Origin of the sequence: Azoarcus sp. L1K30 (assembly GCF_018122735.1) — a bacterium.
Classification (GTDB): Bacteria; Pseudomonadota; Gammaproteobacteria; order Burkholderiales; family Rhodocyclaceae; genus Parazoarcus.
Genome location: NZ_JAGRRD010000001.1, coordinates 4,880,292 through 4,905,863 on the forward strand (window position 1 = coordinate 4,880,292; position 25,572 = coordinate 4,905,863).

The following is a 25,572-nucleotide window of genomic DNA, read 5'->3' on the forward strand; positions in this document are numbered from 1 at the left end:
GAGCCACACAAAAACCTGGAGAGAGACAAGGATGGAGGCAAGACAGATTCGCCACAGGCTGGCCAGGTTCGCCTTGGGCCACCGGGCGCTGGTGCTGGTGGCGCTGGCGCTGATCACCGCGTTCTTCGCCGTCGGGCTGCAGCGTATCGACGTGCGCACGATTTTCTCGGACCTGTTTCCGCGCGCGCATCCCTTCGTGCAGACCTTTCGGGAGCATCCCAACTTCGGCAATCCGCTGACGCTGACCGTAGAAATCAAGCGCAAGGATGGCAAGGACATCTACCAGCGCGACACCCTGCGCAAGATCTGGGACATCTCGCGCGAGATCGACTTGGCGCCGGGGGTCGATCATGACCAGATCCTCTCCATCGCCACCGAAAAGGCGCGTTTCACGGTGGTGACGGCCGACGGCATCTATTCGACGCCGATCATGGACGATCATCCGCCCGAGACGGCCGCCGAGCTCGAGCAGATCCGCCGCCGGGTGAGTGATTCGCCCGCGGCCCGCCAGTTCCTGGTCTCCAACGACGGCAGCGCGGCGCTGGTCAACGCCACCTTCATCGAGCATCTGGTGGACTATGGTGAGCTGTTCGCCTTCGTCCAGACCCTGGTGAGCGCGCAGCAGGACGAGTTGCACGAGATCCATGTGGCGGGCTGGCCGATGCTCACCGGCTGGGTCTATCACTTCGGCGGCGACACGGTGAAGATCTTCGCGGTCACCCTCGGGCTGATGTTCCTGATGCTGGCGCTGCACATGCGTAATGTAGCTGGCATCGTCACCCCGGCGGTGGTCAGCATCGTCTCCGCTATCTGGGGGTTCGGGCTGGTGGGCTGGCTCGGGCAGCCGGTGGAGCCCCTGTTGATGGTGGTGCCGCTGCTGCTGATCGCGCGCTGCTTCAGCCACTGCGTGCAGGCCACCGAACGCTATTACGAGCTGTTGCACCAGTCCGGCGACAAGCACCAGGCAGCCGAGTATTCGCTGGTGTCGCTGGTGTGGCCGGGCACGCTCGGGATTCTCACCGATGCGGTCGGCCTGCTGCTGGTGGCCCTGGCGCCGATCCCGGCGCTGGAGCGATTCGCCCTGTTCACCGGACTGTGGGCGCTCAACCTGATCGTGACCAGCGTCCTCCTCACTCCGATTCTGCTGAGCCTGTTGCCGCAGCCGAATAATCTCGACCACCTGCTGGCGCGGGGCGACGACGGCGGCTGGCTGCCGCGCGTCATGAACCGGGTGCTGCTGCGCTGCGGCCACCTGGCCACCCGCCGGGCGCGCTTCACCGCACTGGTCTTCGCTGCGCTGGCGGTGCTGGCCGTGGTCGAGATGAGCAAGGTGCAGGTGGGCAACCCGGTCGAGGGCAGCAACCTGCTGCGCTACGACTCCAGATTCAACACCGCGGTGCGCGACATCAACGCCCACTTCCCCGGGCTGATGACGCTGGAGGTGGTGTTCGAGGGCAAACAGGGGCGTATCGTGCGCCAGTCCGACACCCTCAACACCATGCAGTCGCTGCAGCACTGCCTGGAGAGCGGGCCGACGCCGCCGACCGCCACCCTGTCTTTCGCCGACTATGCGCCGGAGGCCAACCGGGTGTTCAACGGCGGCAACCCGAAATGGGCGCCGCTGGACAATGACGACGCGGCCGCGGCCGCTGCGGCCGGCGCCCTCATGGTGGGCACCAGCGCCAAGGCCTATCTGCATGTGACCGATTTCGAGCAGACGAACGGCACCGTGTCCCTGTGGTACCCGAACAACAAGCAGGCGACCGTGGACGCCGCCCTGGTGCAGGCGCGCCGCTGCATCGACGAGGTCGGCCCGGAGCATGAGACCTTCCGCATCCGCCTGGGTACGGGCGCCATCGCGCTGCAGCAGTCCATCAACGACACGGTGGACCTGTATCAGTGGTACATCCTCGGCGCGCTCAACCTGGTGATCCTGGTGGGCTGCTCGCTGGCTTACCGGTCGATCGCGGCAGGGCTGATCCTGCTCTTCCCGGTGAACCTGGCCAACGTTTTCCTGACCGCGGCGATGTCGCTCGGCGGGCTCGGTCTGGATGTGAATTCGCTGCCCATCCTGGCCATCGGCATCGGCGTGGGCATCGACTACGGGATCTATCTGCTGACCCGTATCTGGGAGGAGTACCAGGCCTGCGATCGCGATCTGCGTGCCGCCATCAACATGGCGCTGACCACCTGCGGCAAGGCCATCTTCTTCACCGCCAGCCTCATGACCCTCGGCATCGCGCCCTGGTACTTCCTGTCGGAACTGAAGTTCCTCTCCGACATGGGCCTGATGCTGGTGGCGGTGATGCTCATCAACATGGTGCTGGCGCTGCTGCTGGTGCCGCTGCTCGTGTTCCTGTTCCGCCCCCGCTTTCTCGAAAAGGACGTGTCGGCCCTGTCCGAGAGCGTCGAAGGTACCCCGTCGGGCGACAGCCAGCGGATCTCCATGGCCAGCTTGTGACACCTCCGGGCCCATGCCCGGCACATTACAAAGGAGTGAGACATGCACATTCGCAAGTTCGATTTCAATTTCAGCCGCCGCGCCTTTCTCGACAAGACCGCGCGGGGCATCCTCGGTGCCGGCGTACTGACGCCGCTGTGGCCGCTGATCGCGCAGGCCGCCGACATCACCAAGGCCTACCCGGACGAGCTGCTCTCCATCGAGGGTTACACCAAGGGCAAGATCAAGACCGGTGACCTGCTCACGGCCGACAACGTGGACCTGGTCAAGGAGTTGCTCGACCCGATCGCCTTCAAGCAGGTCAAGGAGATGGGGCGGCAGATCCGCATCGTGGCCTCCACCCGTGATGTGACCCGGATGTATCCGGCCGAGTACCTGGAAGCGACCCTGCGCAACAAGGGGCAGGCCCGGTTCGATGCGGGCGGCAACGTGGTCACCGCCGACGGCAAACCCTGGATCGGTGGCAATCCCTTCCCGGACGCCAAGACGGCCGAGGAGGCCTTCGCCAATCTGGCGCTGAGCTGGGGTCGCCACAACAACTCCACCTATGCGGTGCGCGACTGGGAGATCGGCCCCGATGGCGAGCAGTCCTATCAGTATGACTTCGTGTGGGTGGAAGAGAACACCTCCGGGCGCGTCGGCGCGGGCGGGCCGTACCTCGAGGGCATGGAAGACAAGCTGCGCCTGCAGTCGGTGTTCTTCACCTCGCCTGCCGACGTCAAGGGCACCTCCTACCTGAACACCTGGCACTACGACCAGAGGAGGTTTCCCGACCTGGTCGGCTACCTGCCGGCCTTCAAGCGGGTGCGCAAGTTCCCCACCAACCAGCGCTTCGAACCGCTGGTGGCCGGCATGGCCCTGTACCTGTCCGATGCCTGGGCGGCAGGCGATCCGATGCTCACCTGGGGCAACTACCGGGTGGTCGGCCGCGGCCCCTTCCTGGGCGCGGTATCGCAGAACTGGTATGGCGACAACGAGAACTGGGAGCGCCCGGTGCACGGTGGTCCGAAGAACCAGACCTTCTTCGAGACCCAGATGGAGCTGTGCCCCGAGGTGCTGATCGTCGAGGCGGAGCCGGTGGGCTACTCGCGCGCGCCGGTGTCCAAGAAGCGGGTGTGGATCGATGTGCGCAACATGATGTACGTGGGGTACATCACCTACGACCGTCGTGGCGACATCTGGAAGAGCTTCGAGCCCCAGTACAGCCTGTACGAGAAGGGCGACCTGAAGGTGATGGACGGCAAGCACACCGCCTGGTCGTGGACCGGCGTGCATTGCCATGACATCCAGTCCAACCGCATGACCCGCTTCGTCCAGGCGAAGAAGGTTCAAGGTGGCTACACCTCTGGCTACAACCGCGAAGGGCTCATCGACAAGTACCTGAACAATCAGGCCATTCAGCGGCTGGGAACCTGATCATGCGGCGCGATCGACTCTCCGGCAAAGGCCGGGCATGGCGCAAGGTGTTGTGCGCAGCATGTTTCGCCGGGATTGGCCTTGGTGCACAGGCCGTGCCGCCAGCTCCGACAGTGATCCGCAGCGGTACCGCGCACGAAATGCTGTTCGACCTGGCTTTCGATGGTGCCATCGGACTCGCAGTCGGTGCCTATGGCGCCGTTCTCGCCAGTGACGATGGAGGCTTGAATTGGCGGCCGGTCGGTGTCAAGCAGGTGTCGGTCGCCTTGCTGGGCGCAAGCGTCAAGAATGGTCGCTGTATCGCGGTTGGCCAGGCTGGCGCCATGTTGGTGTCCGACGACTGTCGCCAATGGCGGGCGCTGCCCCCGGTGTCGGAGGCGCGGTTGATGGCGGTCAGTCATAACCGTCATCAGCTGGCGGTGGCAGTGGGCGCATTCGGGACGGTCCTCCGCTCCCGCGATGGCGGCCAACACTGGGACGTGCTCGACCTCGATTGGTCGCAGCTCAATCCGGATGGCTTCGAACCGCATCTCTATGACGTTCATGTGGATGACGATGGCTTGATCACGATGGTGGGAGAGTCAGGCCTGATCCTGCGCTCCGTTGATGGGGAGACTTGGCAGATCCTGCATTACGGCGGTCCCTCCCTGTTCGGATTCGCAGCGGCCGGTTCGCACATTTTCGCGGTTGGCCAGGCTGGATTGGTCCTGGCCAGTGACGACCGTGGCAGGACGTGGCGGGCGCGCGCTACCGGCATGGCGGATCTGCTCACCGGAGTATGGACAAACGGTGGGGGCAGGGTGGTGGTATCGGGCGTGAATGTCTTGCTTGAGAGCACCAATGAAGGAGTGGATTGGCAGCCGGTTGGGCCCAAGCCACAGGCTGCGCTGGTGGCAGTAAGCGGAGCAACTGACGGGGCAGGGCAAAACCGGATCCTGGCCGTAGGTAGCGCAGCAACAGTCATTGAGCTGGTGCACTGAGTTTGCATTGAGCACGCACCCTGCACGCCAGCGCGCGGGGAAACACGAAAAATCGAGGAGACAAGATGAAGACCATTGTGCTGAACCTGTCGCGCAGCGCCCTGTGGGCCGGCGCTGCTGTTTGTGCCTTGCCGGTCGCGGCCGCGGACTGGCAGGTATCGGGTCTGGTCCGTGAGGAGATCGCGGTGCGGGCCGGTGGCCACGAGAACCCGGCCAATCAATCGGGCAATCGCTTCAACGGCGTCACCGTCGCCAACACCGGCCTGGGGCCGCTGTTGGCACCGGGCGTGGCCCCGTCGACCTTTGCACGACCGGACAGCCTGTCGGAGTCCACCTCGTTGAACATGTTCGCCACCCGCATGGAGTTGAGCGCGGACGCCAAGTTCAACGAATCCTTCGCGGCCCATTTCAAGCTGCGTGGCTTCTACGACGGCGTCGGCCAGATCGAGGATGCCTACAAGTACGAGAACATCTTCGAGCAGGAGTTTCGCGGCAGTCGCGGCGGTACGCCCTTTGAGGCGGCTCGCAAGGACTGGATGGTGGACGTGCCTGTTGCCCATCTGGATTACAACGACGGACCATTGTGGCTGCGCCTCGGGAACCAGCAGATCGCTTGGGGCGAGGCGATCTTCTTCCGTGTGCTCGACGTTCCCAATGGTCTCGACCTGCGTCGTCACTCGATCCTCGACGTGGCCGCCGAGGAGTTCTCGGACAAGCGGGTGCCGTCCTTCGGCCTGCGCGGCAGCTTCCGGGTCAACAACGACTGGGAGATCGAAGGCTTCTCCCAGCGCTTCCAGCCCTCCATCCTGGCCGGCGACAATTCCCCCTACAACACCATCCCCGCGCAGTTCACGGTGCAGGAGCGGGCCGGTTATCAGGACGTCAAGAACGACTGGAATTTCGGCGGTCGCATTCGAGGCAACATCGGTGACGTCGGCGTGCAGTTCATGGCGGTCAACCGGCGCAACCCGGACGGGGTCGTGCGCTGGACCGATTCGAAGTCTGGCATGCTCGGCGGCACGGCCTTCCAGGCGGGCACCGGACAAGGCGTCTACAGCTCGGCTGAATGGTTCGAATACGCCAGTCTTGTGGGGCTGGACGGCATTGGCGGCCTTGAAACCGCGCTCAACGAGTTTCCGGCCACGCTGGGCCTGGGGTCGCTCGGTGTAGCAGGCGGTTGCGGCGCCAACGTTACCGGCAATCAGATCTCGATTCCTGGCAAGGCGGCTGCAGGTTGCATTCTGGATACTTTCTTCGATCCAGTGGTGGGGATGGGCAACCTCAAGGGGCATCTGGCGCGTGAATATCCGCGCGAGACCGTTCTCGGATTCAGTGCGAACCATGTATTCGAGGGCGAGCCCGATTCGCTTCTTGATCAACTCGTAGCGCGCTTCGAGCTGTCCTACACGCCGGACAAGAAGTTCACGAATCCGACCCTGTCGCGCCATTACATCAAGGAAGACGAGACCCAGTTCGCCTTCATCTTCGAGAAGTACCACAAGTTCAGCGCGTCCATGCCGGCCACCTACATCGTGGCGCAATGGCTGCACAAGAGTTCGAGTGACCTCTACGGCCGCCATGTGTCCGGGCTCAGCAACAAGCCGGGTGAGCGGCCGCGCGGCATCGACAGCTTCAACGCCGTGGCGCTGGCCATCCAGCAGCCCTCGAGCACGCTCGAATGGCGCGGCGACCTCACCGTGCTGACCGACCTGCGTGGCGGCTGGCTGATCCAGCCCGGGGTGAAGTGGAAGCCCAACCGCCAGATGCAGCTCGACATCTACGCCAACATCATCGAGAGCGATGGCGGCTATGACGACTTCGCCGCCAACCTCGAGAACGCCAACGAGGTCTTCGTGCGCGGCACCTGGTACTTCTGAGCGTCCATCGACCAGCGATCAGACAAGGAGCAGGTGTGGAATCGAATGCACTGGAAGGGAAGGTGGCGCTGGTGACCGGGGGCGCACGCGGCCTCGGCGCCGCAATCGCCAGGAGTCTGGCCGCTGCGGGCGCCCAGGTGGTGGTCACGGATGTGGACGAGGATGCCGGACGGGCGGTGGCCGCACCGCTCGATGGCCTGTTCGTCCGCCATGACGTGACCAACGAAGCTGACTGGGCAGAGGCCGTGAAGCGCACGCTCGAGGCCTTCGGCGCGCTGGACGTGGTGGTCAACAACGCCGGCATCGAGACCGCCGCGCTCATGATTGATTGTGAGCTCGACGATTTTCGCCGGGTGCTGTCGGTCAATGCGGACGGCTGCTTTCTGGGCACCAAATGGGCCATGCGCACCATGCGGCCCGGCGGTGCCGCGGGCCGGGGTGGGGCGGTGATCAACCTGTCCTCGGTGGCGGGTCTGGTGGGCGTGGTCGGCCTGGGCGCCTACTGCGCGGCCAAGGGCGCGGTGCGCCTGCTGACCAAGTCCGCCGCCATGGAGAGCGCGCGCCTGGGCTATGGCGTGCGGGTCAACTCGATCCACCCGGCCATCATCAAGACCGACATGGGCGTTGCCGTCGTCAATTCGCTGGTGGACCTGGGGCTGGCCGCCGACGCGGACGCGGCCGAGGCGCTCATGCAGCAGATGCATCCCATGGGCTACGGGCGCCCCCAGGACGTGGCCGAGGCGGTGCGCTATCTGGCCGCCGGCAGCGGGCGCTGGGTCAATGGCGCCGAGCTCGTGCTCGATGGTGGCCTGACCGCCGGCTGAGGCGCGTGTGCCGGAACAACAACAGGAGACAACAATGAAACGAAAGACAGTGACCGTCTTCGCGGCCACCGGCCATGCCGGCACGGCCTGCGTGGAGGAGCTGATCCGCCAGGACGTGTTCGACGTTCAGGTCCTCGTCCGGGAAGGGCGGCTGCAGGAGAAGTCCTCCTCCGGCCTGCTCACCTCCGACGACGAAAAGCAGCAGCGCTGGGCCGACTGGCAGCGGCGCGGCGTCGTCATCAAGCATGCCGACGTGACCGATCACGCCTCGCTGATCCCGGCGCTGCAGGGGACCGACTACCTGGTGTCCTGCGTGCCGCTGTTCGCCACCGAATCGCAGTACCCGCTCATCTGGGCCGCGAAGCAGGCCGGCGTCGAGCGCTTCGTGCCCTCGGAATACGGCTTCATCTACGAGTGGGAGCAGTTCTGGCCGACGGCCAATGCCCACCGCACGGCGGCGGCCCAGAAGGCCTTCATCCGCCGGGTGATCGAGCTGGCCGGGCTGGACTTCACCATCATCCCGGCCGGCCTGTGGATCGAGTACTTCATGGCCGAGCCGGTGGCGGTGATGGGCGATGGCGACACCAAGATGTCCTGGTCCTGCCCGCAGGACGTGGGCCGGATCATCCCCCATGTGCTCGCCCACCCGGCCTCGCGCAATGCGGTCTGCCCGGTCGCACCGACCGCCTATCTCACCTGGAACGAGTTGCTCGATGTGCGCGAGCGCCTGCTCGGCCGTCCCATCGAGCGTCGCTACATGAACCACGCCGACTGGTGCCGGGCCTATGACGAAGCACCGGAAGGCGCCATGAAGGCGATCGTGGGCATCGGGGTGACCGCCACCGAATGCCCCGAAGGCATGCCCCTGTGGGCCAACTGGAACGCCATGCATCTGCCCGAGTTCCAGGGCACGCCGCTGGACCGCCTGTTCCCCGACTACATCGAGCCGCGGGTGCGCGAACTGGAAGCGGCGATGGCCGCCCTGGCCGAGGCTTGAGTACTTTCGAGGAGACGACATGAACCTGAGTACGAGTGCCGCGGGGCTGCCCGTGCGCAGCGGCAGTTTTTCCGGCTGGCGGCTGATGTTCCGGCTCGCCGGGGTGTTCAACATCGCGGTGGCGATCCCGCTGTGGTTCGCGCCGGTGGCGGTGTGCACCCTGTTCGGCTTCGAGCCGGTGCCGGTGGACATCCTCTATACCGACCTGTTCGCCGTGCTGGTGATCACCTTCGGCATCGGTTACTGGCGCGTGGGGGCGAACCCGGTGCGCAACCGCGTGATGATCGAGAAGGGCATCATCGGTAAGCTGCTGGTGGTGCTGGTCGGCTACCAGCACTTCCTCGCCGGCACCACCAGCCTGCCCTTCGCGGCGCTGGTGACCGGCGACCTGGTGTGGGCCTTCTTCTTCTGGCGCTATCTGCGCACCCATCCGGAGCAGGGGCGCGCGGCATGAGCCGGCTCGATGGCAAGCATGTGCTGGTGACCGGCGCCGGCCGTGGCATCGGGCTGGCCACCGTGGCCGCCTGTCTCGACGCGGGCGCCCGGGTGTTGGCCACCGACCTCGCCCCCAAACCGGGCGAGGCGCTGCAGGCCCTGATCGACCGCGACCTGCCGGTGGATTATCGGCAGCAGGACGTGACCCGGGAGGCGGATTGGGCGGCGATCGCCGCCCATGTCGAGCAGCACTGCGGTGGCGTCCTCGACGTGGTGGTCAACAACGCCGGCATCGCCCTGATGGGCACGGTCGAGGACACCGCCCTGGGCGACTGGCAGCGCACGCTGGACGTGAACCTCACCGGCGTCTTTCTCGGCACGAAAACGGCGGTGCGGCTGATGCGTGCGCGCGGCGGCTCGATCATCAACGTCTCGTCCATCGAGGCCATGATCGGCGAGCCGCTGGTGGCGGCCTACAACGCCTCCAAGGGCGGGGTGCGCACCTTTACCAAGTCCGCAGCGGTGCATTGCGCCCGCCAGGGCTACGGCATCCGCGTCAATTCGATTCACCCCGGTTTCACCGACACCGCGCTGGTCTCGGGCGCGGTCGCCACCCTCACGCCGGATCGGGCCGCAGATTTCGTGGGTGATGTGATGCGACGCATCCCCATGGGGCGGCTGGCCCGGCCTGAGGAGATTGCACGCCCCATCGTCTTTCTTGCGTCCGACGATGCGTCCTACATGACCGGTGCCGAGCTGGTCGTGGATGGCGGGCACCTGGCCTGACGGCCGCGACAATTCATTCGACAAGGAGAGACATCCATGTTCAACGCCATTCTGGTCGACAAGGGCGAAGGCGGTTATGTGGCTTCACTGGCTGCTGTGGAGGATGCCCGGCTGCCCGAGGGCGACGTGACCGTGCGCATCACCTATTCGACGGTCAACTACAAGGACGGTCTGCTCATGACCGGCCGCATCCCGCTCATCAGCCATTTTCCGATGGTGCCGGGCATCGACTTCGCCGGCACGGTGGAGGCCAGTGATCACCCCGACTGGAAACCCGGTGATGCGGTGCTCGTCAATGGCTACGGTCTGGGTGAGCGCCACTGGGGCGGGCTGGCGCAGCGCGCGCGGGTCAAGGGCGACTGGCTGGTGCCGCTGCCAGCGGCCTTCACGCCGCGCCAGGCCATGGCCGTCGGCACCGCGGGCTACGCAGCCATGCTGTGCGTGATGACGCTTGAACGCCACGGCATCGAGCCCGCCGACGGTGACATTTTGGTGACGGGTGCCAGCGGTGGGGTGGGCAGCATCGCGATCGCGCTGCTGTCCGGTCTGGGCTATCGCGTCGTGGCCGCCACCGGCCGGCCGCAGGAGGCGGACTATCTCAAGGCGCTGGGGGCGGCCGAGCTCATCGACCGCGCGACGCTGGCCAGCCCCGGCGAGCCCATGCAGGCCGAGCGCTGGGCCGGTGCCATCGATACTGCCGGCAGCCACACGCTGGTGAACGTGGCGGCGCAGGTGCGCTACGGCGGGGCGATCGCCGCCACCGGGCTGGCCCAGGGGCTTGACCTGCCGGCGACGGTGCTGCCTTTCATCCTGCGCAATCTGGCCCTGTACGGCGTCGATAGCGTGAACGCACCCATGGCGCTGCGGCGCGAGGCGTGGTCACGGCTGGCGCGGGATCTTGATGCTGCGCGGCTCGAGTCCATGGTGCGCGAGATCCGGCTCAGCGAGGTCATCGGGATGGCGCCGGAGATTCTTGCGGGCCGGGTCCGTGGTCGCTTGGTCGTCGACGTTGGCAATTGACGAAGCAGTCGTTCGCGCTGCTACGGGGTTTCTTCCTGCTCCATCCCTCGAATCGCTTTTGGTCTTTCTTGGGCTGATCCTGTTATCGGGCCAGCGAGTGTCTGGCTGGAACAGGGGCGGGAAGGAAAATCAGCGATGAAGCGATTCATGGCATCAGGAGCAACATAGATGAGTAGTAACGCAGACCCTAATCTTCAACTCCTCCACGATATGGTCGTGCGCGCGCTTGAGCAGGAAGTCGCCCCTTATTACCAATCCTGGGAAGATGCGGGCGGTATGCCTCGCAGCGTCTGGAACACATTGGGTAATGCAGGGCTGCTCGGCATCGACATGCCCGAAGAGTATGGCGGCGCAGGCGCCGGATTCGAGATCACACAGCTCACCGCCGAGGAGATCGCGCGGCAGGGATTTGGGGGGCTGGCAGCCGGGTACAACATCCACGCCAACATTGTCATGCCCTATCTGCTTCACATCGGCACCGACGCCCAGAAACGTCAATGGCTTCCGCCAATGGTCACTGGAGAGGTGGTCGGTGCTATTGCGATGACCGAGCCCGGCGCCGGAAGCGATCTGGCCGCAATGCGGACCACGGCCGAACGCACGGCCGACGGTTGGCGTATCAACGGCGCAAAAGTGTTCATTACCAATGGCATTCACGCTGATCTCGTCATTGTTTGCGCCAAGACCGACCCCAGGGCGGGCGCCAGGGGGGTTTCATTGTTTCTCGTAGACACCCGTTTGACCGGTTTTTCGAGGGGCAAGCCAATTCGGAAAATTGGGCAGCATACGGGAGATACGGCCGAATTGTTTTTTACGGATCTCGTTGTGCCGGCAGACGCGTTGCTGGGTGAGGAGGGGCGCGGATTTTCCTATCTCATGCAGGAATTGCCCAGGGAGCGGCTCTCCGTCGCAGCCCATGCACTGGGGGCCACGGAAGGAGCCCTGGCATTGACGGTGGACTACGTCCAGCAACGAAGGGCATTTGGCCAGTGCGTGAGTGATTTCCAGAATACACGTTTCAAACTTGCCGAAGCCAAAGCGCAGATCGAAGTGGCCCGTGCCTATTTCAAGCAATGTACCGAGAAGTACCGAAACGCCGAAATGACAGCCGTCGACGCTGCGATCCTGAAGCTGCATCTCACTGAAATGCAGTGTGGCGTGACCGATACATGCCTGCAGTTCTTCGGTGGATATGGCTACACCGTCGAATACCCGATCTCGCGCTTCTTTGTCGACGCTCGGGTTCAAACGATCTATGCGGGGACATCGGAAATCATGAAGGAAGTCATTGCCAGATCGATGTTCGGAAAGTAGCCCGTGCCGCGCTGGAAAAGATGCACGACGCGCCGACGGTCCCGTGCGGACTGAATCGAGCGCAATCAAGAGACACACGTTGGAGTACGAGCGATGCAATTGAAGGGTGTTGTGATTCTGGATGCGGCACGAACCGCGATCGGGGATTTCGGCGGGAGTCTTTCCGCCGTCAAGCCGGTGGAGCTGGGTACGGCTGCGGCAGCCGAAGCCATTCGCCGCTCCGGGGTGCCGGCTGAAGACATTGACCACTCGGTGTTTGGTCACATCATCACCACCGGACCGGCAGATGCCTATCTGGCACGACACATCGGTTTGAACGTGGGCCTGCAAAAGAGCTCGGCAGCGTTCAATGTCAATCGTTTGTGCGGCTCAGCCGTTCAATCGGTCATTTCAGCAGCGCAAATGATCATGCTGGGGGACAGTCGGATTGCGCTCGCAGGCGGAGCGGAATCCATGAGCCAGGGCGGCTATCTGCTGCCTGGTGTAAGGCAGGGGTTGAGATTGGGCCGCGGCGAGGTGCTTGATCTGACGGCAGACACCCTGAGCGACCCGTTCGGCAGTGGTCACATGGGCATGACGGCGGAAAACATCGCCCGCGAATACGGGCTCACGCGCACGGATCTCGATGCCTTCTCCGTCGAAAGTCATCGTCGTGCATGCGAGGCTATCGAGGCGGGGCGTTTCGATGCCCAGATCGTGCCGGTCGTCGCACGACATGGTCGAAAGGAGATCACGGTCAGTCGTGACGAGCACCCGCGTGCAGAGACCACCCTGGATTCGCTTGCTCGCCTGAAGCCGGCATTCAGGAAGGACGGGATCGTCACGGCGGGCAACGCATCCAGCCTGAATGACGGGGCGGCCGCGATGGTTCTCACGAGCAGGGCTGAAGCGGCGCGCCGCGGGCTCAAACCACGCGCGTGTCTGCGTGCATACGCTTTCGCAGGTGTCGCCCCCGACATGATGGGGCTCGGACCGATTCCGGCGGTTCAGCGGGTGCTTGCCGACACTGGCTTGAAGGTCACCGATTTCGATGTCATCGAATCAAACGAGGCATTTGCGTCGCAGGCCATCGCAGTGGCCCGCTCGCTCGGCTTCGATGAAGCCAAGGTCAATCCGAACGGCGGCGCAGTCGCTTTGGGGCATCCGGTCGGTGCGACGGGCTCGATCATCATCGTCAAGACGATTGCCGAGCTTGAGCGCATCGACGGTCGCCTCGGCCTTGTCACCATGTGTATTGGCGGGGGGCAAGGGATCGCACTCGTGGTGGAGCGCCTGGCATGATCAAGGATGCCCGGATTCGCAAGGTAGGCGTCATAGGCGCAGGTGTCATGGGGGCGGGCATTGCTGCTCAGGCCGCGAATGGCGGCACCGAGGTTGTACTGCTGGACATCCTGCCAGATGGGGCAGGCGATCGAAATGCCATGGCCCAAGGGGCCCTCGATCGGCTGATCGGCGCAGGGAGTTCGGGTGGGTTGATGCATCCTTCGCTGGCGTCACGCATACAGGTCGGGAACCTGGAGGACGACATCAATGCGCTCGCAAGCTGCGATTGGATCATTGAAGTCGTGATTGAGCGGCTGGACGTCAAGCAGACGCTGTACCGAAAGCTCGCCGAGATCAGACGCCCCGATGCCATCGTGTCGTCGAACACATCGACCATTCCGCTGGCGCGATTGCTCGAAGGGCTTCCGGACGAATTTCGCCGGCATTTTGTGGTGACCCATTACTTCAACCCACCACGCCATATGCGTCTGATGGAGCTGGTGACGGGGAGCGATACCGCTGAGGATGTCATCGAGCGCGTCACCGAGTTCAACGATCGCTGTATGGGAAAAACCGTTGTCCGTTGCGCTGACCGGCCCGGCTTTATCGGGAATCGGATCGGCGTATTCTGGATGCAGGTGGCATTGCAGGAGGCCGTGGCGCACGGGCTGACGGTGGAGGAAGCGGACGCCATCATGCGCGTTTGCGGGTTCCCCAAGACGGGTGTTTTCGGGCTGTGGGATCTGGTGGGGATCGACCTGATGTCCGCCGCCGTAGAGAGTCTCCGCACGCTACTGCCGCCGGATGATGATTTTTCGGCTGTCAGTGAAATTTCGGGAACCGTACAGGGCATGCTCGAAAAGGGCTACAAGGGCCGCAAGGGAAGCATCCTGCAAGGGTTTTATCGACAGCGAAAGGATGCGGACGGGCGACGCGTGCGGGAGGTGATCGATCTGGATTCGCTCCAATACAGAGCGCCAGGCGATGTCTCCATCGCCAGTGCGGCACTGAAGGCCGGGCAGCTTGCCGACTTGGTCCTGGCCGATGATCGAGGCGGTCGATTCGCGTGGCGGGTGCTTTCACGCGTGCTGAACTATGCGGCCAAGCTGATCCCGGAGGCCGCCGACAGCCCGCGGGACTTCGATCTGGCGATGAAGCTGGGCTACAACTGGACATGGGGCCCGTTTGAGATGATCGACCGCCTTGGCCTTGACGCGTTTTCCCGGCGATTGCGGGAAGAAGGTGTCGCCCCAGCCAGTTTTCTCAATCATGCTCGGGGCCGGCCGATCTTCATGAAAGACGGCGAGCAGATGCGGGTGCTGGATGCGGAGGGAGAATATCAGACGCGCGAGCGGGCGGCGGGAACGCTGCAGTTGCAGGATCTTGCCGCTGGCGCACGTCTTCATCAGCGGTCGCGTTCCACGCTGTGGGATCTGGGCGACGACGTTTGGTGCCTCGAATTCAATGGCAAAGTACCCACCATAGGCCTCGAACTGCTCGATGACATTCAATTGACGCTGAACGAAGCGGTCGCGGCTGACAAAGCCCTGGTGTTTTATCACGAAGGGCCTGTGTTTGCTGCTGGGGCCGACCTGAGGATCGTGCTCGAGACCGCCAGGACCCCCGCTGCTGCAGCACGTTTCATTCAGACAGGGCAGGACGTATTCAAGCAGATTCAGCAGGCGCAGGTGCCTGTAGTGGGTGCGCCGCTGGGCGCGGCACTGGCGGGAGGTCTGGAATTGCTGCTTCACTGCCACGCCATTCAGGCGCATGCAGACGCGAGCATGGGCTTGGTGGAAGTGCAGGTGGGTATCGTGCCGGGTTGGGGCGGATGCCGGGAGTTGCTTAAGCGCTGTGCCGAGCGTTTCGGTACCGAGAACGCAATTGTCCAGTGCTTTGAGTTGCTCAGAACGAGTGCGGTTGCAGCGTCAGCGCAGGAGGCCAGGGCGCTCGGATTCCTGCGTGACAGTGATGGCATCAGCATGAATGTGGGGCGAGTGCTGTTTGACGCCAAACAAAAGGCGCTCGCGCTGCGGCAGTCGCCATCGCATAGATCATGTGCCCCTGTGATGGCGGTCCCAAATGATCTGCAGTTGGCTTCCGGCGGCTATCAGCGCGAACTTGAAGAAGCACTTCTCAGTGTGCTGATGAGTGCAACTGAGCCGGACTGGGAAAGGGGCATGTCCGATCGGGAGCGCGAAGTCGATCTGGCGTTGTTTGCCAGGGTCGAAGCGCGCGAGCGCATCGCGCACATGCTGGCACACGGCAAGCCACTGATGAACTGAAAGCCACCGGCTCAGCCAAGGGACAAGCTTGGGCCATTCAACGGGGTGACGGAAATCGCGAGCAATCTCTTGCGTGCCCCGAACACAAGATTCTGGGGAAAGTTGCTTGTAAGTGCGCTGGGTTGAATATCTACCCCTCCACTGGCGTCACTGGTTTTCCCGGCAGTTGACTCATGGTCCTCAACCTCTCCTCCCACTGCCGGGTTTTCCGGCCCGCCATGAATCAACATTGGCGGGCCGGCTTTTTTGGGTGGGCCGCCGCCGCAGCCGGCTGACTTCTCCGTTGAACATCCGCTTCCCCGCACTCGTTACTTCCTCATCGGATCGGAATGAATGACGCGCTTGATTGCGGTTCGCATCGCGGAACGCTAGCGGAATCAGTGGCCTACTTTGGATTGGCGTTGCTGGCAGGGTTTCGGTCAGAACACGTGGTAAGAGCTGCACCGGAGGGACCGGCCTGCTTTGGGGCGGAATCGGTAGCCGGTTTCATTGTATTGCGCGTCAGCGGCAAGGCCGGTCAGGGCACGGTTCCGTGCGGACCGCGCCTTGCACCCTGTGTGTCAGTTGACGCGCGCCTCGGCCGGTTTTGGCGTTCTCGCCGCCAGGCCGCCTTCTGCCTGCAGCAGTTCCACCATGTCCCCCAGGATCGAGGTGGCTTCGTCGCGCAGCACGTCGCGGCTGAGTTTGCTCGACTTCTCGGCGGCCAGTTCGGCGCGCAGGCTGCGCTCACCGGCAATCAGGCCGTCGTCGCGCAGCGCGGAGAGGTCGGGATTGGTGGTCTCCGAGCCTGCGCGTCCGGCGCTGGCCAGTTTGCGTGCCTTGATACGGGCCTCCTGCGCGCTGCGTTCCTTGCGCCGTTCCGTCTCATTGAGTGAGATCTCGTTGCGCTTGCGCAGCGCAATCAGTTCGTCGATGTCCTGCTGCAGGTCGCGATAACCCGCATCGGCCGCAACGCGTGCGGCGTGGCGCTGATTCAGAACCGGCAACAGCTCGGCAATGTGGTTGTCCGGGCTGTATGCGGCCGGTTTGACCTGCGTCCACGGCAATGCGTTGTCGAAGCTCGACTCGCCGAACTGCTCGGTGTCGGATGCCGAAGGTAGCGTAATGTCCGGGCTGACACCGCGCAGTTGCGTCGTTCCGCCGGCGATGCGGAAGAACTGCGCCACGGTCATCTTCAATTCACCGAACTTCGGTTTGGCGTTGTTGGCCATCTCGTCGAGGTTGAGGAGGGTCTGTACCGTGCCCTTGCCAAAACTCTGCTCGCCGATGATTACCCCCCGGCCGTAATCCTGGATCGCGGCCGCGAAAATTTCGGAGGCCGAGGCCGACGCACGGTTGATCAGCACCCCGAGTGGACCGTCCCACGCCTCTCCGGCCTCACCGTCAGCTTCCACCCGCAACCTGCCCTGGGCGTTGCGTTGCTGTACGACCGGTCCGGTGTCGATGAAGAGTCCGGTCAGCGAGATGGCCTCGTCGAGCGAGCCGCCGCCGTTATTGCGCAGGTCCATCAGCACCGCATCGACTTTTGCGGTCTTCAGCTCCGACAGCAGGCGCGCGACATCGCGGCTGGCGCTGCGGAAATTGTCGTTGCCGTTGCGGCGCGCGCCAACGTCCTGATAGAAGGTCGGCAGCGTGATGATGCCGATGCGCCGGCGTGCGTCACCCTTGCCGATCTCGATGACCGACTTGCTCGCCGCCTGCTGCTCGAGGTTGATCTTGTCGCGCACGAGCACCACCCGCTTGTGTTCGGCATCGGGGCCGGCATCGGCGGGCAGGACGTCGAGCACGACGGTCGTGCCCTTCTGTCCGCGGATGAGCACGACCACATCATCGACCCGCCAGCCGACGACTTCGGTCATGGTGGCCTTTTCGCCCTGCGAGACGCCGACAATGCGGTCGCCCACCGCGAGTTTTCCGGAGCTGCTTGCCGGGCCGCCGGCGACCAGTTCGCGGATGGTGACGTAGTCTTCGCGCTCCTGCAGCACGGCCCCGATGCCAAACAGCGACAGCTTCATCGAGATGGCGAAATTCTCCGATGCGCGTGGTCCCAGGTAGCTGGTATGGGGCTCGATGGAATTGGCGTAGGCGTTCATGAACACCTGGAACACATCGTCGCTCTTGGTCCGAGCGGTGCGCGAGAGCGCGTTCTCGTACCGTTTGCCCAGTGTTTCGCGAATCGCCTTGTCGTTCTTGCCGGCAAGCTTCAGGCGCAACCAGTCGTTCTTGACCCGCTTGCGCCACAGGTCGTCGAGTTCGGCGGTCGATGCCGGCCATGGCGCGTCGGTGCGCACGTATTGATAGCGCTCGTCGATGCTGAAGTCGAATCCGCGCTCGAGCAGTTTGCGCGCAAGGTCGAACCGCTCCTGCACGCGTTGCACGTAACGGTTGTAGAGCTCGAACGGGATATCCAGCCGGCGCTGGAGAATGGCGTCGTCGAGCGTCGTGCGGGATGTCGCGAACTGATCGATGTCGGACTGGAGGAAGAAGATCCGGTCCGGATCCAGCGCCTTGAGATAGCGATCGAAGATCTTCTCCGACATGCTGTCGTCGAGCGGCATGGCCTGGTAGTGATAACGCGACAGCAGGTTCGCCGCGACCAGTGCGGTCTCGGTCTGTGTCTCGTCCGGTGTCAACGTGGCCGGCGCCGGCATGGCGGCGTGTGCCGCGCCTGCCAGGGCGAGAATGATCCACGGGAGGTGTCGCTTCATGTTGGGTGCTCCAGAACTGTGTGCGCAATGCACTGCCGCGTGTTGAACGATCCGATGAGGTCGGTGTGGGCCGACACCGTACGGACGAAGCGGCCACCAAGTGATGCAAGCTTAACAGCCCGCAGCCAAGCCAATAAGACCCGCGCGCTCCGTTTCAGTTCTGTTACCGGAGATTGCGATCTTGCACACGCCAGTCGGCGGGCAGCCACTGGAGATCTTCGGGCAGGTCGATGTCGTGTGCAGGCGCGGACTGATGAACGCGCCACCCCGCCCGGGCCATCCGCGCCAGGGTCATGCCCGCGACCGCGGACGTGCTCCATGGGATGTCATCGAAAAGGGCGGCGTCGAAGCGCTTCAATCCCAGCAGCACATAGCCACCATCGGCGCTGGGGCCGAGTACGGCGTCGTGCGCGTGTAGCGCCTGCGCCGCGGCGCGCAACACCGTTGCATCGAGCGTCGGGCAGTCGGTACCGATGAGCAGCACCGGTTGCCCGGCATCGAGCACCCGGCGGGCCGCGCGAGCCATGCGGGCACCGAGATCGCCTTCGCCCTGTGCCGACCAGCGCAGCGCTGCGGGCAGCGACAGCGCATGCCAGGCAGGGTCTGCCGGCGACGGCGTGACGCACAGCTCGACCGTACCGGTCTGCGCCGCCATTGCATGCGCAACCGTGTGCAGCAGCATGCGTTGTGCCAGACGTGCCGCGCCATGCGCACCGAGCACCGGATTCAGTCGGGTCTTGGCGAAGCCGGCGACGGGCGCCTTGGCAAAGATGATGATGTGGGTGTCGTTCATCGGACTCGATGCGTCGAAGGGTCTGTCGAGAAGATGCCGACAAGCGACGCGGGCACGCCCCTCAGTCGTGCAGTGCACCGCCGCAACTACTGCCCTGACCAGCGGTGCAGCCATAGCAGTGATCGGCCACGCGGATCCCGTCGTCGGCGGGATCGACGCGCAGCAGGTCGCGCAGATGCGGACGTGCCGACATGCGCGGGCTTGGCAGCGCGAGGCCCAGTTGCTGGTTGAAATCGCAATCGTAAAGGTGCCCCTGCCAATCGACACTGACCAGGCTGCGGCACATCACACCGGCGAGATTATCCTGGCGGAAACTCGCTTGCAGCAGCGCCATATAGCGGTTGAATTCGCCCCTGGAGATCAGCGTCGAGCCGAAACGCTGAATCGGCATGTTGGCCAGTGCATAAAGTTCGTTGAACACGATGCCGAAATGCGCGAACAGTTCGCGCTTGTAGTCGGCTTCCAGTGCCGTTTGGCCGGGCGGTAAGGACGGACCTTGCGGGTTGTAGACGAGGTTCAGCACCAGCCCCGAATCCGGCTGCCCATAGCCTAGCGCGTTGAACTGCTGCAGCGCGGCGATGCTCTTGTCGAAGCTGCCCTTGCCGCGCTGGCGGTCCACGTTCTTCAGCGAATAGCAGGGCAGCGAGGCGACCACCTCGACCCGCTGTTCGGCGAGGAAGGGTGCAAGATCTGCCTGCCCCGGCTCGAACACGATCGTCAGGTTGCAGCGGTCGATCACTTTCACGCCCTGCGCCCGTGCCGAGCGCACCACCTGCCTGAACGCCGGATGCAGCTCCGGTGCGCCACCGGTCAGGTCGAGCGTCTCGATGCCGCGGGCGGCGATCACCTGGCTGATCAGCGCGATGTTGTCCGCGTCCATCATTTCACTGCGGTTGGGGCCGGCATTGACATGGCAGTGCACACAGGTCTGATTGCAGCGATAGCCCAGATTGACCTGCAGCGTACTCAGACGGTGGCGGCGCAAGGCCGGAAAGTTCGTGGCCTGGAGCAGGGGCAGCGTGGCGTGCATGAAGGTCCTTTCAATTCTTGCGTGCGTTTTGGCAACCGTGCGCACGGTCACCCCGTTTCTTTGTCGGTCGTCGCTGCTCAGACCTTACATCAAGCGCGGAGGTTCGGCGTGATACCCCTTGACGATTGCGCCTTTCGCGAATGATCACGATTGCCGTGTAAGAAAGCAGGTCATGCGCCGACGAATGCAGCAACACGCCAAGCATCATGTTCAGCGTGTCATTCCCCAAACCGTTTTTCCCCAAGCTTCGAAGGAGATTCACCATGTCGCAATCCACCAGGACCCAATCCGCCGCCACTCGCTATGCTTCTGCCGCCGCCATGGCGCTGGCCCTGAGTGCTGCCATCGGCATCGCTGCCACGCCAGCCGCCGCACAATCGATGGACAAGGAAAAGTGCTTCGGCGTGGCACTCAAGGGCAAGAACGACTGCGCTGCCGGCCCCGGCACGACATGCGCCGGCACGTCGAAGATCGATCATCAGGGCAACGCGTGGTCGCTGGTACCCAAAGGCACTTGCGAGAAGACCATGTCGAAGACTTCGCCGAGCGGCTACGGCCAGCTTGAAGCCTTCAAGGAAAAGAAGGTCTGAGCGGCCAGCCACGGAACGGAGGCGTCGTATGTCATCGCATCGGTCTGAAATGCGTCGCACGGCCGGCGCCCCGACCCTGCCGGCACGCGCCGGGCTGGGGCTCAAGCCCGCGCACTTCGAGGCGGTGTTGAGCACCTGTCCCGATATCGGCTTCTTTGAAGTCCATGCCGAGAACTACATGGTGCCGGGCGGTTCGCTGCCCCACTTTCTGGAACGCATCCGCGAGCAATATGCGCTGTCGGTGCACGGGGTCGGGATGTCGATCGGGGCCGAGGCGGCCCTCGATCGCACCCACCTCGACGCGCTGGCGGCACTGGTGGCGCGCTATGAGCCGCAGTCGTTTTCGGAGCACCTGGCGTGGTCGACCCACGGCGACGTGTTCCTCAATGATCTGCTGCCCGTGCCGTACACCGCGGCCACGCTCGCGCGTGTGTGTGCGCACGTCGATCAGGTGCAGTCTCACCTCGGCCGCAGCATGCTGCTCGAGAACCCGGCGACTTACCTGGAGTTCGAGGCGTCGACCATGAGCGAGCCCGAATTCATTTCCGAAGTGGTGCGGCGCACCGGCTGCGGCCTGCTGCTCGATGTTAACAACATCCACGTTTCCTGCGTCAATCATGGCCGTGACCCGCACGCCTATGTGCGCGCATTGCCCCTCGATCAGGTCGGGGAGATTCATCTCGCGGGTTTCGCCACCCAGACTGACGCGGCGGGCGATCCATTGCTCATCGACAGCCACGGCGCACCCGTGGCCGAGGTGGTGTGGGCGCTGTATGCCGAAGTAATTACGCTGACCGGTGCCGTGGCGACCCTGATCGAGCGCGACAACGATGTCCCGGCATTCGATGTGCTGCTCGCCGAGGCTCATCGCGCCGACCGCACGCTGTGCGGGCAGGCCGGGCAAAACATGGCGGACAGTGTGCGAGTGCGACGGGTCGTGCAGGTGCCGGCATGAACGGCGCCATGCACGTCGGACAAGGCGATTTTGCGGCTGCGCTGCTCGACGCCGGGCGCGAATGTCCGCGCGGCCTGCGAACCTGGAACGGATCCGACCCGAATGCGCGTTTCGCGGTGTACCGTAACAACGTCCTGGTCTCGTTGGTCGATGCACTGGCGGACACCTTTCCAGTGTGTTGCGAACTGGTGGGCGAGACCTTCTTTCGTGCGATGGCCCGGGTCTTCGTCACCGATCACCCGCCACGTGCGCGGGTGCTGGCGTTCTACGGCCGGGAGTTTCCAGCGTTCGTCAGCACCTTTGCGCCGGCAGCGTCGGTGCCCTATCTGGCGGACGTCGCCCGCCTCGAAATGACGCGTCTCGAAGCCTGCCATGCGGCCGATGCATTGCCGCTGCCGCTGTCGGAGATTGCGGCCGTACTCGCCACTCCGGCGCAACTGCCAGGACTGCGCGTCCGGTTGCATCCCTCGGTGGCCGTGCTGCGCTCGAAATACGCGGTGCACTCGCTGTGGGCAGCACATCAGGGCGAGGGCGATCTGTCCGCGGTCGATCCGATGCTGGCGGAGGCGGTGCTGGTACTGCGCGCAGGGTTCGACGTGCGCTGCGTCCTGCTCGACCCCGCAAGCGCGGTTTTCATCGACGACCTCGTCCACGGGGCCGAGCTCGGCGCTGCTCATCATGCCGCCAGTCTGCTCGATCCTGCCTTCGATCTCGCGGCCGCACTTGGCCTCGTACTGCAGCACGAGATCATCACTGCACGCCTTACCGGAGATCATGACCATGAACACACATGTTGAATCTGCAGTACGCGCGCCCGCCACGGAGAGAACCGGGCTGGCGCAGTGGGCCGAATGCGGCGTCGGACTGCTCTCGCGCATCCCACCGTCGCTGATCGCTTTCGTCGGTCGCTTTTCGATTGCCGCGGTCTTCTGGAAGTCTGGCCAGACCAAAGTCGAGGGACTCGCCATCGACCTCATCAACGGCGAGTTCAGTCTGGGGGTGCCGAGGCTGTCTGATTCGGCGCTGTACCTGTTCCAGGAAGAGTATCGGCTGCCGCTGATCCCGCCGGAGCTCGCCGCGCCGATGGCCGCGTTTGCCGAGCATCTGTTCCCGATTCTGCTGCTGCTCGGCTTGATGACGAGGCTGTCCGCGCTGGCTCTGCTGGTGATGACGCTGACCATCCAGCTCTTCGTCTATCCTGACGCCTATCCGACGCACGGGGTGTGGGCGGCTGTGCTGCTGTATCTGATCGCGAACGGGCCGGGCAGGGTGTCGCTCGACCACTGGATCGCACGGCGTTGACCAAGGCGCGGCCCATCTTTTCTCCCCATTGGCGAACTCACGCAGGAGCGCCGACGTCGAACTCATGAGCGCGGTCAGTCGCCAATATCATTGGGGAGCGCACACATGAACACACACGATTCGGGCTCTCCCGGTCACACCGGGCATGCCACCGATTGCCAGCATGAGCACTCCGCCAAGCCGTTCAAGGACCCGGTTTGCGGCATGATCGTCGTGCCCGGCACCAACAGGCCGAGCACCGAGCACGATGGCCAGACCTACCATTTCTGCTCCAGCAAGTGCCACGAAAAGTTCGTGGCCGATCCGGCGCGCTACCTCACCGGCGCGCACGCGCCGGCCGAACCGGCCCCCAAGGGTATGAAATATACCTGCCCGATGCACCCCGAGATCGTGCGCGATGCGCCCGGCGAGTGCCCGAAGTGCGGCATGGCGCTGGAGCCGATGGGTGTGCCGACCGAGGATGCCGGACCGCCCCCGGAGTTGATCGACTTCCGGCGCCGCTTCCGGGTCGGTGCCGTGCTTACCGTCCCACTGCTGATCCTGACCATGGGCCCGATGGTGGGACTGGGCTTCCTGCGCGAGATGTTTGGCGAGCGTGCGGCACAGTGGGCCGAGCTGCTGCTGGGCTCCCCGGTCATCCTGTGGGCCGGTTGGCCGTTCCTCGAGCGCGGCGTCAGATCAGTGATCAGCCGCAGCCTCAACATGTTCACGCTGATCTCGCTCGGCGTGGGGTCAGCCTACCTGTTCAGCGTGGCGGCGGTACTGTTGCCCGACATCTTCCCGGCGGGTTTCAGGGATGCCGAGGGCCATGTCGGGGTGTACTTCGAGGCCGGCGCGGTTATTGTGGTGCTGGTGCTGCTCGGTCAGTTGATGGAGTTGGGCGCGCGCGAACGCACCGGCTCGGCGATCCGCGCGCTGCTCGATCTGGCCCCGAAGACGGCGCGCATCATCCGCGCCGACGATCGCGAAGAAGAGATCCCGCTCGAGGATGTCGCGGTGGGCGACCGCTTGCGGGTGCGCCCCGGCGACAAGGTGCCAGTCGATGGCGTGGTCGTCGAAGGGCGCTCGTCGATCGACGAATCGATGCTCTCCGGCGAGTCCGTGCCGGTCGAGAAAACCGAAGGCGACGCCGTTACCGGCGCGACGATCAACGGCACCGGCTCACTCATCATCGAAGCCAAACGGGTCGGCGCCGACACCCTGTTGTCGCAGATTGTCGACATGGTGGCCAACGCGCAGCGCTCTCGCGCACCGATCCAGAAGCTCGCCGATTCGGTGGCGGGCAAATTCGTCCCGGCCGTGCTCGCTATTGCGGTGATGGCCTTTGTCGGGTGGGCCGTCTGGGGGCCGACGCCCGCACTGGCCTATGCATTGGTGTCCGCTGTGGCGGTGCTGATCATCGCCTGCCCATGCGCGTTGGGGCTCGCCACGCCGATGTCGATCATGACCGCGACCGGCCGCGGTGCCCAGGCGGGCGTGCTGATCAAGAACGCCGAGGCGCTGGAGCGCTTCGCCAAGGTCGATGTCCTGATCGTGGACAAGACCGGCACGCTCACTGTGGGAAAGCCCAGACTGGTCGAGGTACTGCCCGCGGCGGGATACGACGGGGACGAGGTGCTATTTCTGGCGGCCAGCCTGGAGCGTGCTTCCGAGCACCCGCTGGCCGAAGCGATTGTGAGTGGCGCGGAAGCGCGCGGCATTTCCCTGGCCAAGACGGAGGCGTTTGCGGCTTTCACCGGCAAGGGCGTCAAGGGTACCGTCGATGGCAGGGCCGTGGCGTTGGGGAATGCCAGACTGCTCGAGGAAATGGGTGTGGACGGCTACCGGGACATGGCTGAAGCCAATCGCCGTCGCGATCAGGGCGAGACCGTGATGTTCGTGCTGATCGGCAACGAAGTTGCCGGTCTGGTCAGCGTGGCCGATCCGATCAAGGACAGTACACCGGAGGCTCTGAAGGCCTTGCACGAACTGGGGCTGCGCATTGTCATGGCCACCGGCGACAACGAACGCACCGCGCGCGCAGTGGCTGCACGCCTCGGCATCGACGAGATTCGCGCTGACGTGCTGCCGGCAGACAAGGCGCGTATTGTCACGGAACTGCAGGCGGCTGGGCACAAGGTGGCAATGGCGGGTGACGGCGTCAACGACGCGCCGGCGCTGGCTCAAGCCGACGTTGGCATCGCGATGGGTACAGGCGCTGACGTGGCCATCGAGAGTGCCGGTTTTACCCTGGTCAAGGGCGAACTGACCGGCATCGTGCGTGCGCGGAAACTGTCGGTCGCCACCATGCGCAACATCCGTCAGAACCTGTTTTTTGCCCTGGTGTACAACGCCGCCGGGGTGCCGGTGGCCGCCGGGGTGCTCTACCCCTTCCTCGGCATCCTTATCTCCCCCATCTTTGCCGCCGTGGCCATGAGCATGTCATCCGTCTCGGTTGTTGCCAACGCTTTGCGCTTGCGGCGCGTCGATATCTGACGCGCACGGATACACCACGCGTAACGAGGTACCGGTCAGGGATGTCGTCCGTGACGTGATG

The 25,572-nt window shown here is 64.2% G+C and carries 20 protein-coding genes; 17 read left to right on the plus strand and 3 right to left on the minus strand.

What is annotated here, in order from left to right; genetic code table 11:
• Nucleotides 1–31 precede the first annotated feature (31 nt).
• From J5J83_RS22450 to J5J83_RS22505, 12 genes are all read left to right on the plus strand, one after another.
• Nucleotides 32–2,461, plus strand: coding sequence for an MMPL family transporter (locus J5J83_RS22450; RefSeq protein ID WP_212352535.1), 2,430 nt, complete (start codon nucleotides 32–34; stop codon nucleotides 2,459–2,461).
• Nucleotides 2,462–2,503: 42 nt separating this feature from the next.
• Entirely contained in the window at nucleotides 2,504–3,877 is a 1,374-nt protein-coding gene (locus J5J83_RS22455; RefSeq protein ID WP_212352537.1) for a DUF1329 domain-containing protein, read from the plus strand.
• Nucleotides 3,878–3,879: 2 nt separating this feature from the next.
• Nucleotides 3,880–4,857, plus strand: a complete 978-nt coding sequence (locus J5J83_RS22460) for a photosystem II stability/assembly factor-like protein (protein WP_212352539.1) — start codon at nucleotides 3,880–3,882, stop codon at nucleotides 4,855–4,857.
• A 65-nt stretch (nucleotides 4,858–4,922) separates the two neighbouring features.
• Entirely contained in the window at nucleotides 4,923–6,734 is a 1,812-nt protein-coding gene (locus J5J83_RS22465; protein WP_212352541.1) for a DUF1302 family protein, read from the plus strand.
• 35 nt (nucleotides 6,735–6,769) lie between these two features.
• Complete coding sequence (locus J5J83_RS22470; RefSeq protein ID WP_212352543.1) at nucleotides 6,770–7,558, plus strand: glucose 1-dehydrogenase; 789 nt, start codon at nucleotides 6,770–6,772, stop codon at nucleotides 7,556–7,558.
• 34 nt (nucleotides 7,559–7,592) lie between these two features.
• Nucleotides 7,593–8,555 (plus strand): NmrA family NAD(P)-binding protein, encoded by a 963-nt coding sequence (locus J5J83_RS22475; RefSeq protein WP_212352544.1) that lies wholly within the window; start codon nucleotides 7,593–7,595, stop codon nucleotides 8,553–8,555.
• Between the two features lie 19 nt (nucleotides 8,556–8,574).
• Nucleotides 8,575–9,009 (plus strand): hypothetical protein, encoded by a 435-nt coding sequence (locus tag J5J83_RS22480; protein ID WP_212352545.1) that lies wholly within the window; start codon nucleotides 8,575–8,577, stop codon nucleotides 9,007–9,009.
• Complete coding sequence (locus J5J83_RS22485) at nucleotides 9,006–9,776, plus strand: SDR family oxidoreductase (RefSeq protein ID WP_212352546.1); 771 nt, start codon at nucleotides 9,006–9,008, stop codon at nucleotides 9,774–9,776. The genes J5J83_RS22480 and J5J83_RS22485 overlap by 4 nt, the downstream gene beginning before the upstream one ends.
• Nucleotides 9,777–9,812: 36 nt before the next feature.
• Complete coding sequence (locus tag J5J83_RS22490; RefSeq protein WP_212352547.1) at nucleotides 9,813–10,796, plus strand: MDR family oxidoreductase; 984 nt, start codon at nucleotides 9,813–9,815, stop codon at nucleotides 10,794–10,796.
• A 168-nt stretch (nucleotides 10,797–10,964) separates the two neighbouring features.
• The gene (locus J5J83_RS22495; RefSeq protein ID WP_212352548.1) at nucleotides 10,965–12,110 is read left to right on the plus strand and encodes an acyl-CoA dehydrogenase family protein; all 1,146 of its coding nucleotides are present in this window, start codon (nucleotides 10,965–10,967) and stop codon (nucleotides 12,108–12,110) included.
• Between the two features lie 93 nt (nucleotides 12,111–12,203).
• On the plus strand, nucleotides 12,204–13,391 hold the full coding sequence (locus J5J83_RS22500) for an acetyl-CoA C-acyltransferase (RefSeq protein WP_212352549.1): 1,188 nt from the start codon (nucleotides 12,204–12,206) through the stop codon (nucleotides 13,389–13,391).
• Nucleotides 13,388–15,658, plus strand: a complete 2,271-nt coding sequence (locus tag J5J83_RS22505; RefSeq protein WP_212352551.1) for a 3-hydroxyacyl-CoA dehydrogenase/enoyl-CoA hydratase family protein — start codon at nucleotides 13,388–13,390, stop codon at nucleotides 15,656–15,658. Before J5J83_RS22500 ends, J5J83_RS22505 begins: the two co-directional genes overlap by 4 nt.
• Before the next feature lie 560 nt (nucleotides 15,659–16,218).
• Here the strand turns inward: J5J83_RS22505 and J5J83_RS22510 are convergent.
• The 3 genes from J5J83_RS22510 to arsS form a co-directional block, all read right to left on the minus strand.
• On the minus strand, nucleotides 16,219–18,366 hold the full coding sequence (locus J5J83_RS22510) for a carboxy terminal-processing peptidase (RefSeq protein WP_212352553.1): 2,148 nt from the start codon (nucleotides 18,364–18,366) through the stop codon (nucleotides 16,219–16,221).
• A gap of 163 nt (nucleotides 18,367–18,529) precedes the next feature.
• A complete protein-coding gene (locus J5J83_RS22515; protein ID WP_212352555.1) occupies nucleotides 18,530–19,159 on the minus strand; it encodes a TIGR04282 family arsenosugar biosynthesis glycosyltransferase in 630 nt (209 codons plus the stop codon).
• A 61-nt stretch (nucleotides 19,160–19,220) separates the two neighbouring features.
• Nucleotides 19,221–20,189, minus strand: a complete 969-nt coding sequence (gene arsS, locus J5J83_RS22520) for an arsenosugar biosynthesis radical SAM (seleno)protein ArsS (RefSeq protein WP_212352557.1) — start codon at nucleotides 20,187–20,189, stop codon at nucleotides 19,221–19,223.
• A 263-nt stretch (nucleotides 20,190–20,452) separates the two neighbouring features.
• Here arsS and J5J83_RS22525 point away from each other — a divergent pair, with 263 nt between their 5' ends.
• The 5 genes from J5J83_RS22525 to J5J83_RS22545 all read left to right on the plus strand — a co-directional run bounded on the left by J5J83_RS22525 (nucleotide 20,453) and on the right by J5J83_RS22545 (nucleotide 25,511).
• Nucleotides 20,453–20,779: a DUF2282 domain-containing protein gene (locus tag J5J83_RS22525; protein ID WP_212352559.1), complete on the plus strand. Its 327-nt coding sequence runs from the start codon at nucleotides 20,453–20,455 to the stop codon at nucleotides 20,777–20,779.
• A 28-nt stretch (nucleotides 20,780–20,807) separates the two neighbouring features.
• Nucleotides 20,808–21,734: a DUF692 domain-containing protein gene (locus tag J5J83_RS22530; RefSeq protein WP_212352561.1), complete on the plus strand. Its 927-nt coding sequence runs from the start codon at nucleotides 20,808–20,810 to the stop codon at nucleotides 21,732–21,734.
• Nucleotides 21,731–22,531, plus strand: coding sequence for a DNA-binding domain-containing protein (locus J5J83_RS22535; RefSeq protein ID WP_212352563.1), 801 nt, complete (start codon nucleotides 21,731–21,733; stop codon nucleotides 22,529–22,531). The genes J5J83_RS22530 and J5J83_RS22535 overlap by 4 nt, the downstream gene beginning before the upstream one ends.
• Nucleotides 22,515–23,036: a DoxX family protein gene (locus J5J83_RS22540; RefSeq protein ID WP_212352565.1), complete on the plus strand. Its 522-nt coding sequence runs from the start codon at nucleotides 22,515–22,517 to the stop codon at nucleotides 23,034–23,036. Before J5J83_RS22535 ends, J5J83_RS22540 begins: the two co-directional genes overlap by 17 nt.
• Nucleotides 23,037–23,141: 105 nt before the next feature.
• The gene (locus J5J83_RS22545; protein WP_212352567.1) at nucleotides 23,142–25,511 is read left to right on the plus strand and encodes a heavy metal translocating P-type ATPase; all 2,370 of its coding nucleotides are present in this window, start codon (nucleotides 23,142–23,144) and stop codon (nucleotides 25,509–25,511) included.
• Nucleotides 25,512–25,572: the final 61 nt, after the last annotated feature.

Excerpts from the sequence above, each read along its gene's own strand:
- J5J83_RS22490 (WP_212352547.1), top strand. The coding sequence starts at position 9,813 with ATGTTCAACGCCATTCTGGTCGACAAGGGCGAAGGCGGTTATGTGGCT.
- J5J83_RS22500 (WP_212352549.1), top strand. The coding sequence starts at position 12,204 with ATGCAATTGAAGGGTGTTGTGATTCTGGATGCGGCACGAACCGCGATC.
- J5J83_RS22475 (WP_212352544.1), top strand. The coding sequence starts at position 7,593 with ATGAAACGAAAGACAGTGACCGTCTTCGCGGCCACCGGCCATGCCGGC.
- J5J83_RS22480 (WP_212352545.1), top strand. The coding sequence starts at position 8,575 with ATGAACCTGAGTACGAGTGCCGCGGGGCTGCCCGTGCGCAGCGGCAGT.
- J5J83_RS22495 (WP_212352548.1), top strand. The coding sequence starts at position 10,965 with ATGAGTAGTAACGCAGACCCTAATCTTCAACTCCTCCACGATATGGTC.
- J5J83_RS22535 (WP_212352563.1), top strand. The coding sequence starts at position 21,731 with ATGAACGGCGCCATGCACGTCGGACAAGGCGATTTTGCGGCTGCGCTG.
- arsS (WP_212352557.1), bottom strand. The coding sequence starts at position 20,189 with ATGCACGCCACGCTGCCCCTGCTCCAGGCCACGAACTTTCCGGCCTTG.
- J5J83_RS22485 (WP_212352546.1), top strand. The coding sequence starts at position 9,006 with ATGAGCCGGCTCGATGGCAAGCATGTGCTGGTGACCGGCGCCGGCCGT.
- J5J83_RS22515 (WP_212352555.1), bottom strand. The coding sequence starts at position 19,159 with ATGAACGACACCCACATCATCATCTTTGCCAAGGCGCCCGTCGCCGGC.
- J5J83_RS22465 (WP_212352541.1), top strand. The coding sequence starts at position 4,923 with ATGAAGACCATTGTGCTGAACCTGTCGCGCAGCGCCCTGTGGGCCGGC.
- J5J83_RS22450 (WP_212352535.1), top strand. The coding sequence starts at position 32 with ATGGAGGCAAGACAGATTCGCCACAGGCTGGCCAGGTTCGCCTTGGGC.
- J5J83_RS22545 (WP_212352567.1), top strand. The coding sequence starts at position 23,142 with ATGAACACACACGATTCGGGCTCTCCCGGTCACACCGGGCATGCCACC.
- J5J83_RS22540 (WP_212352565.1), top strand. The coding sequence starts at position 22,515 with ATGAACACACATGTTGAATCTGCAGTACGCGCGCCCGCCACGGAGAGA.
- J5J83_RS22525 (WP_212352559.1), top strand. The coding sequence starts at position 20,453 with ATGTCGCAATCCACCAGGACCCAATCCGCCGCCACTCGCTATGCTTCT.
- J5J83_RS22510 (WP_212352553.1), bottom strand. The coding sequence starts at position 18,366 with ATGAAGCGACACCTCCCGTGGATCATTCTCGCCCTGGCAGGCGCGGCA.
- J5J83_RS22455 (WP_212352537.1), top strand. The coding sequence starts at position 2,504 with ATGCACATTCGCAAGTTCGATTTCAATTTCAGCCGCCGCGCCTTTCTC.
- J5J83_RS22530 (WP_212352561.1), top strand. The coding sequence starts at position 20,808 with ATGTCATCGCATCGGTCTGAAATGCGTCGCACGGCCGGCGCCCCGACC.
- J5J83_RS22460 (WP_212352539.1), top strand. The coding sequence starts at position 3,880 with ATGCGGCGCGATCGACTCTCCGGCAAAGGCCGGGCATGGCGCAAGGTG.
- J5J83_RS22505 (WP_212352551.1), top strand. The coding sequence starts at position 13,388 with ATGATCAAGGATGCCCGGATTCGCAAGGTAGGCGTCATAGGCGCAGGT.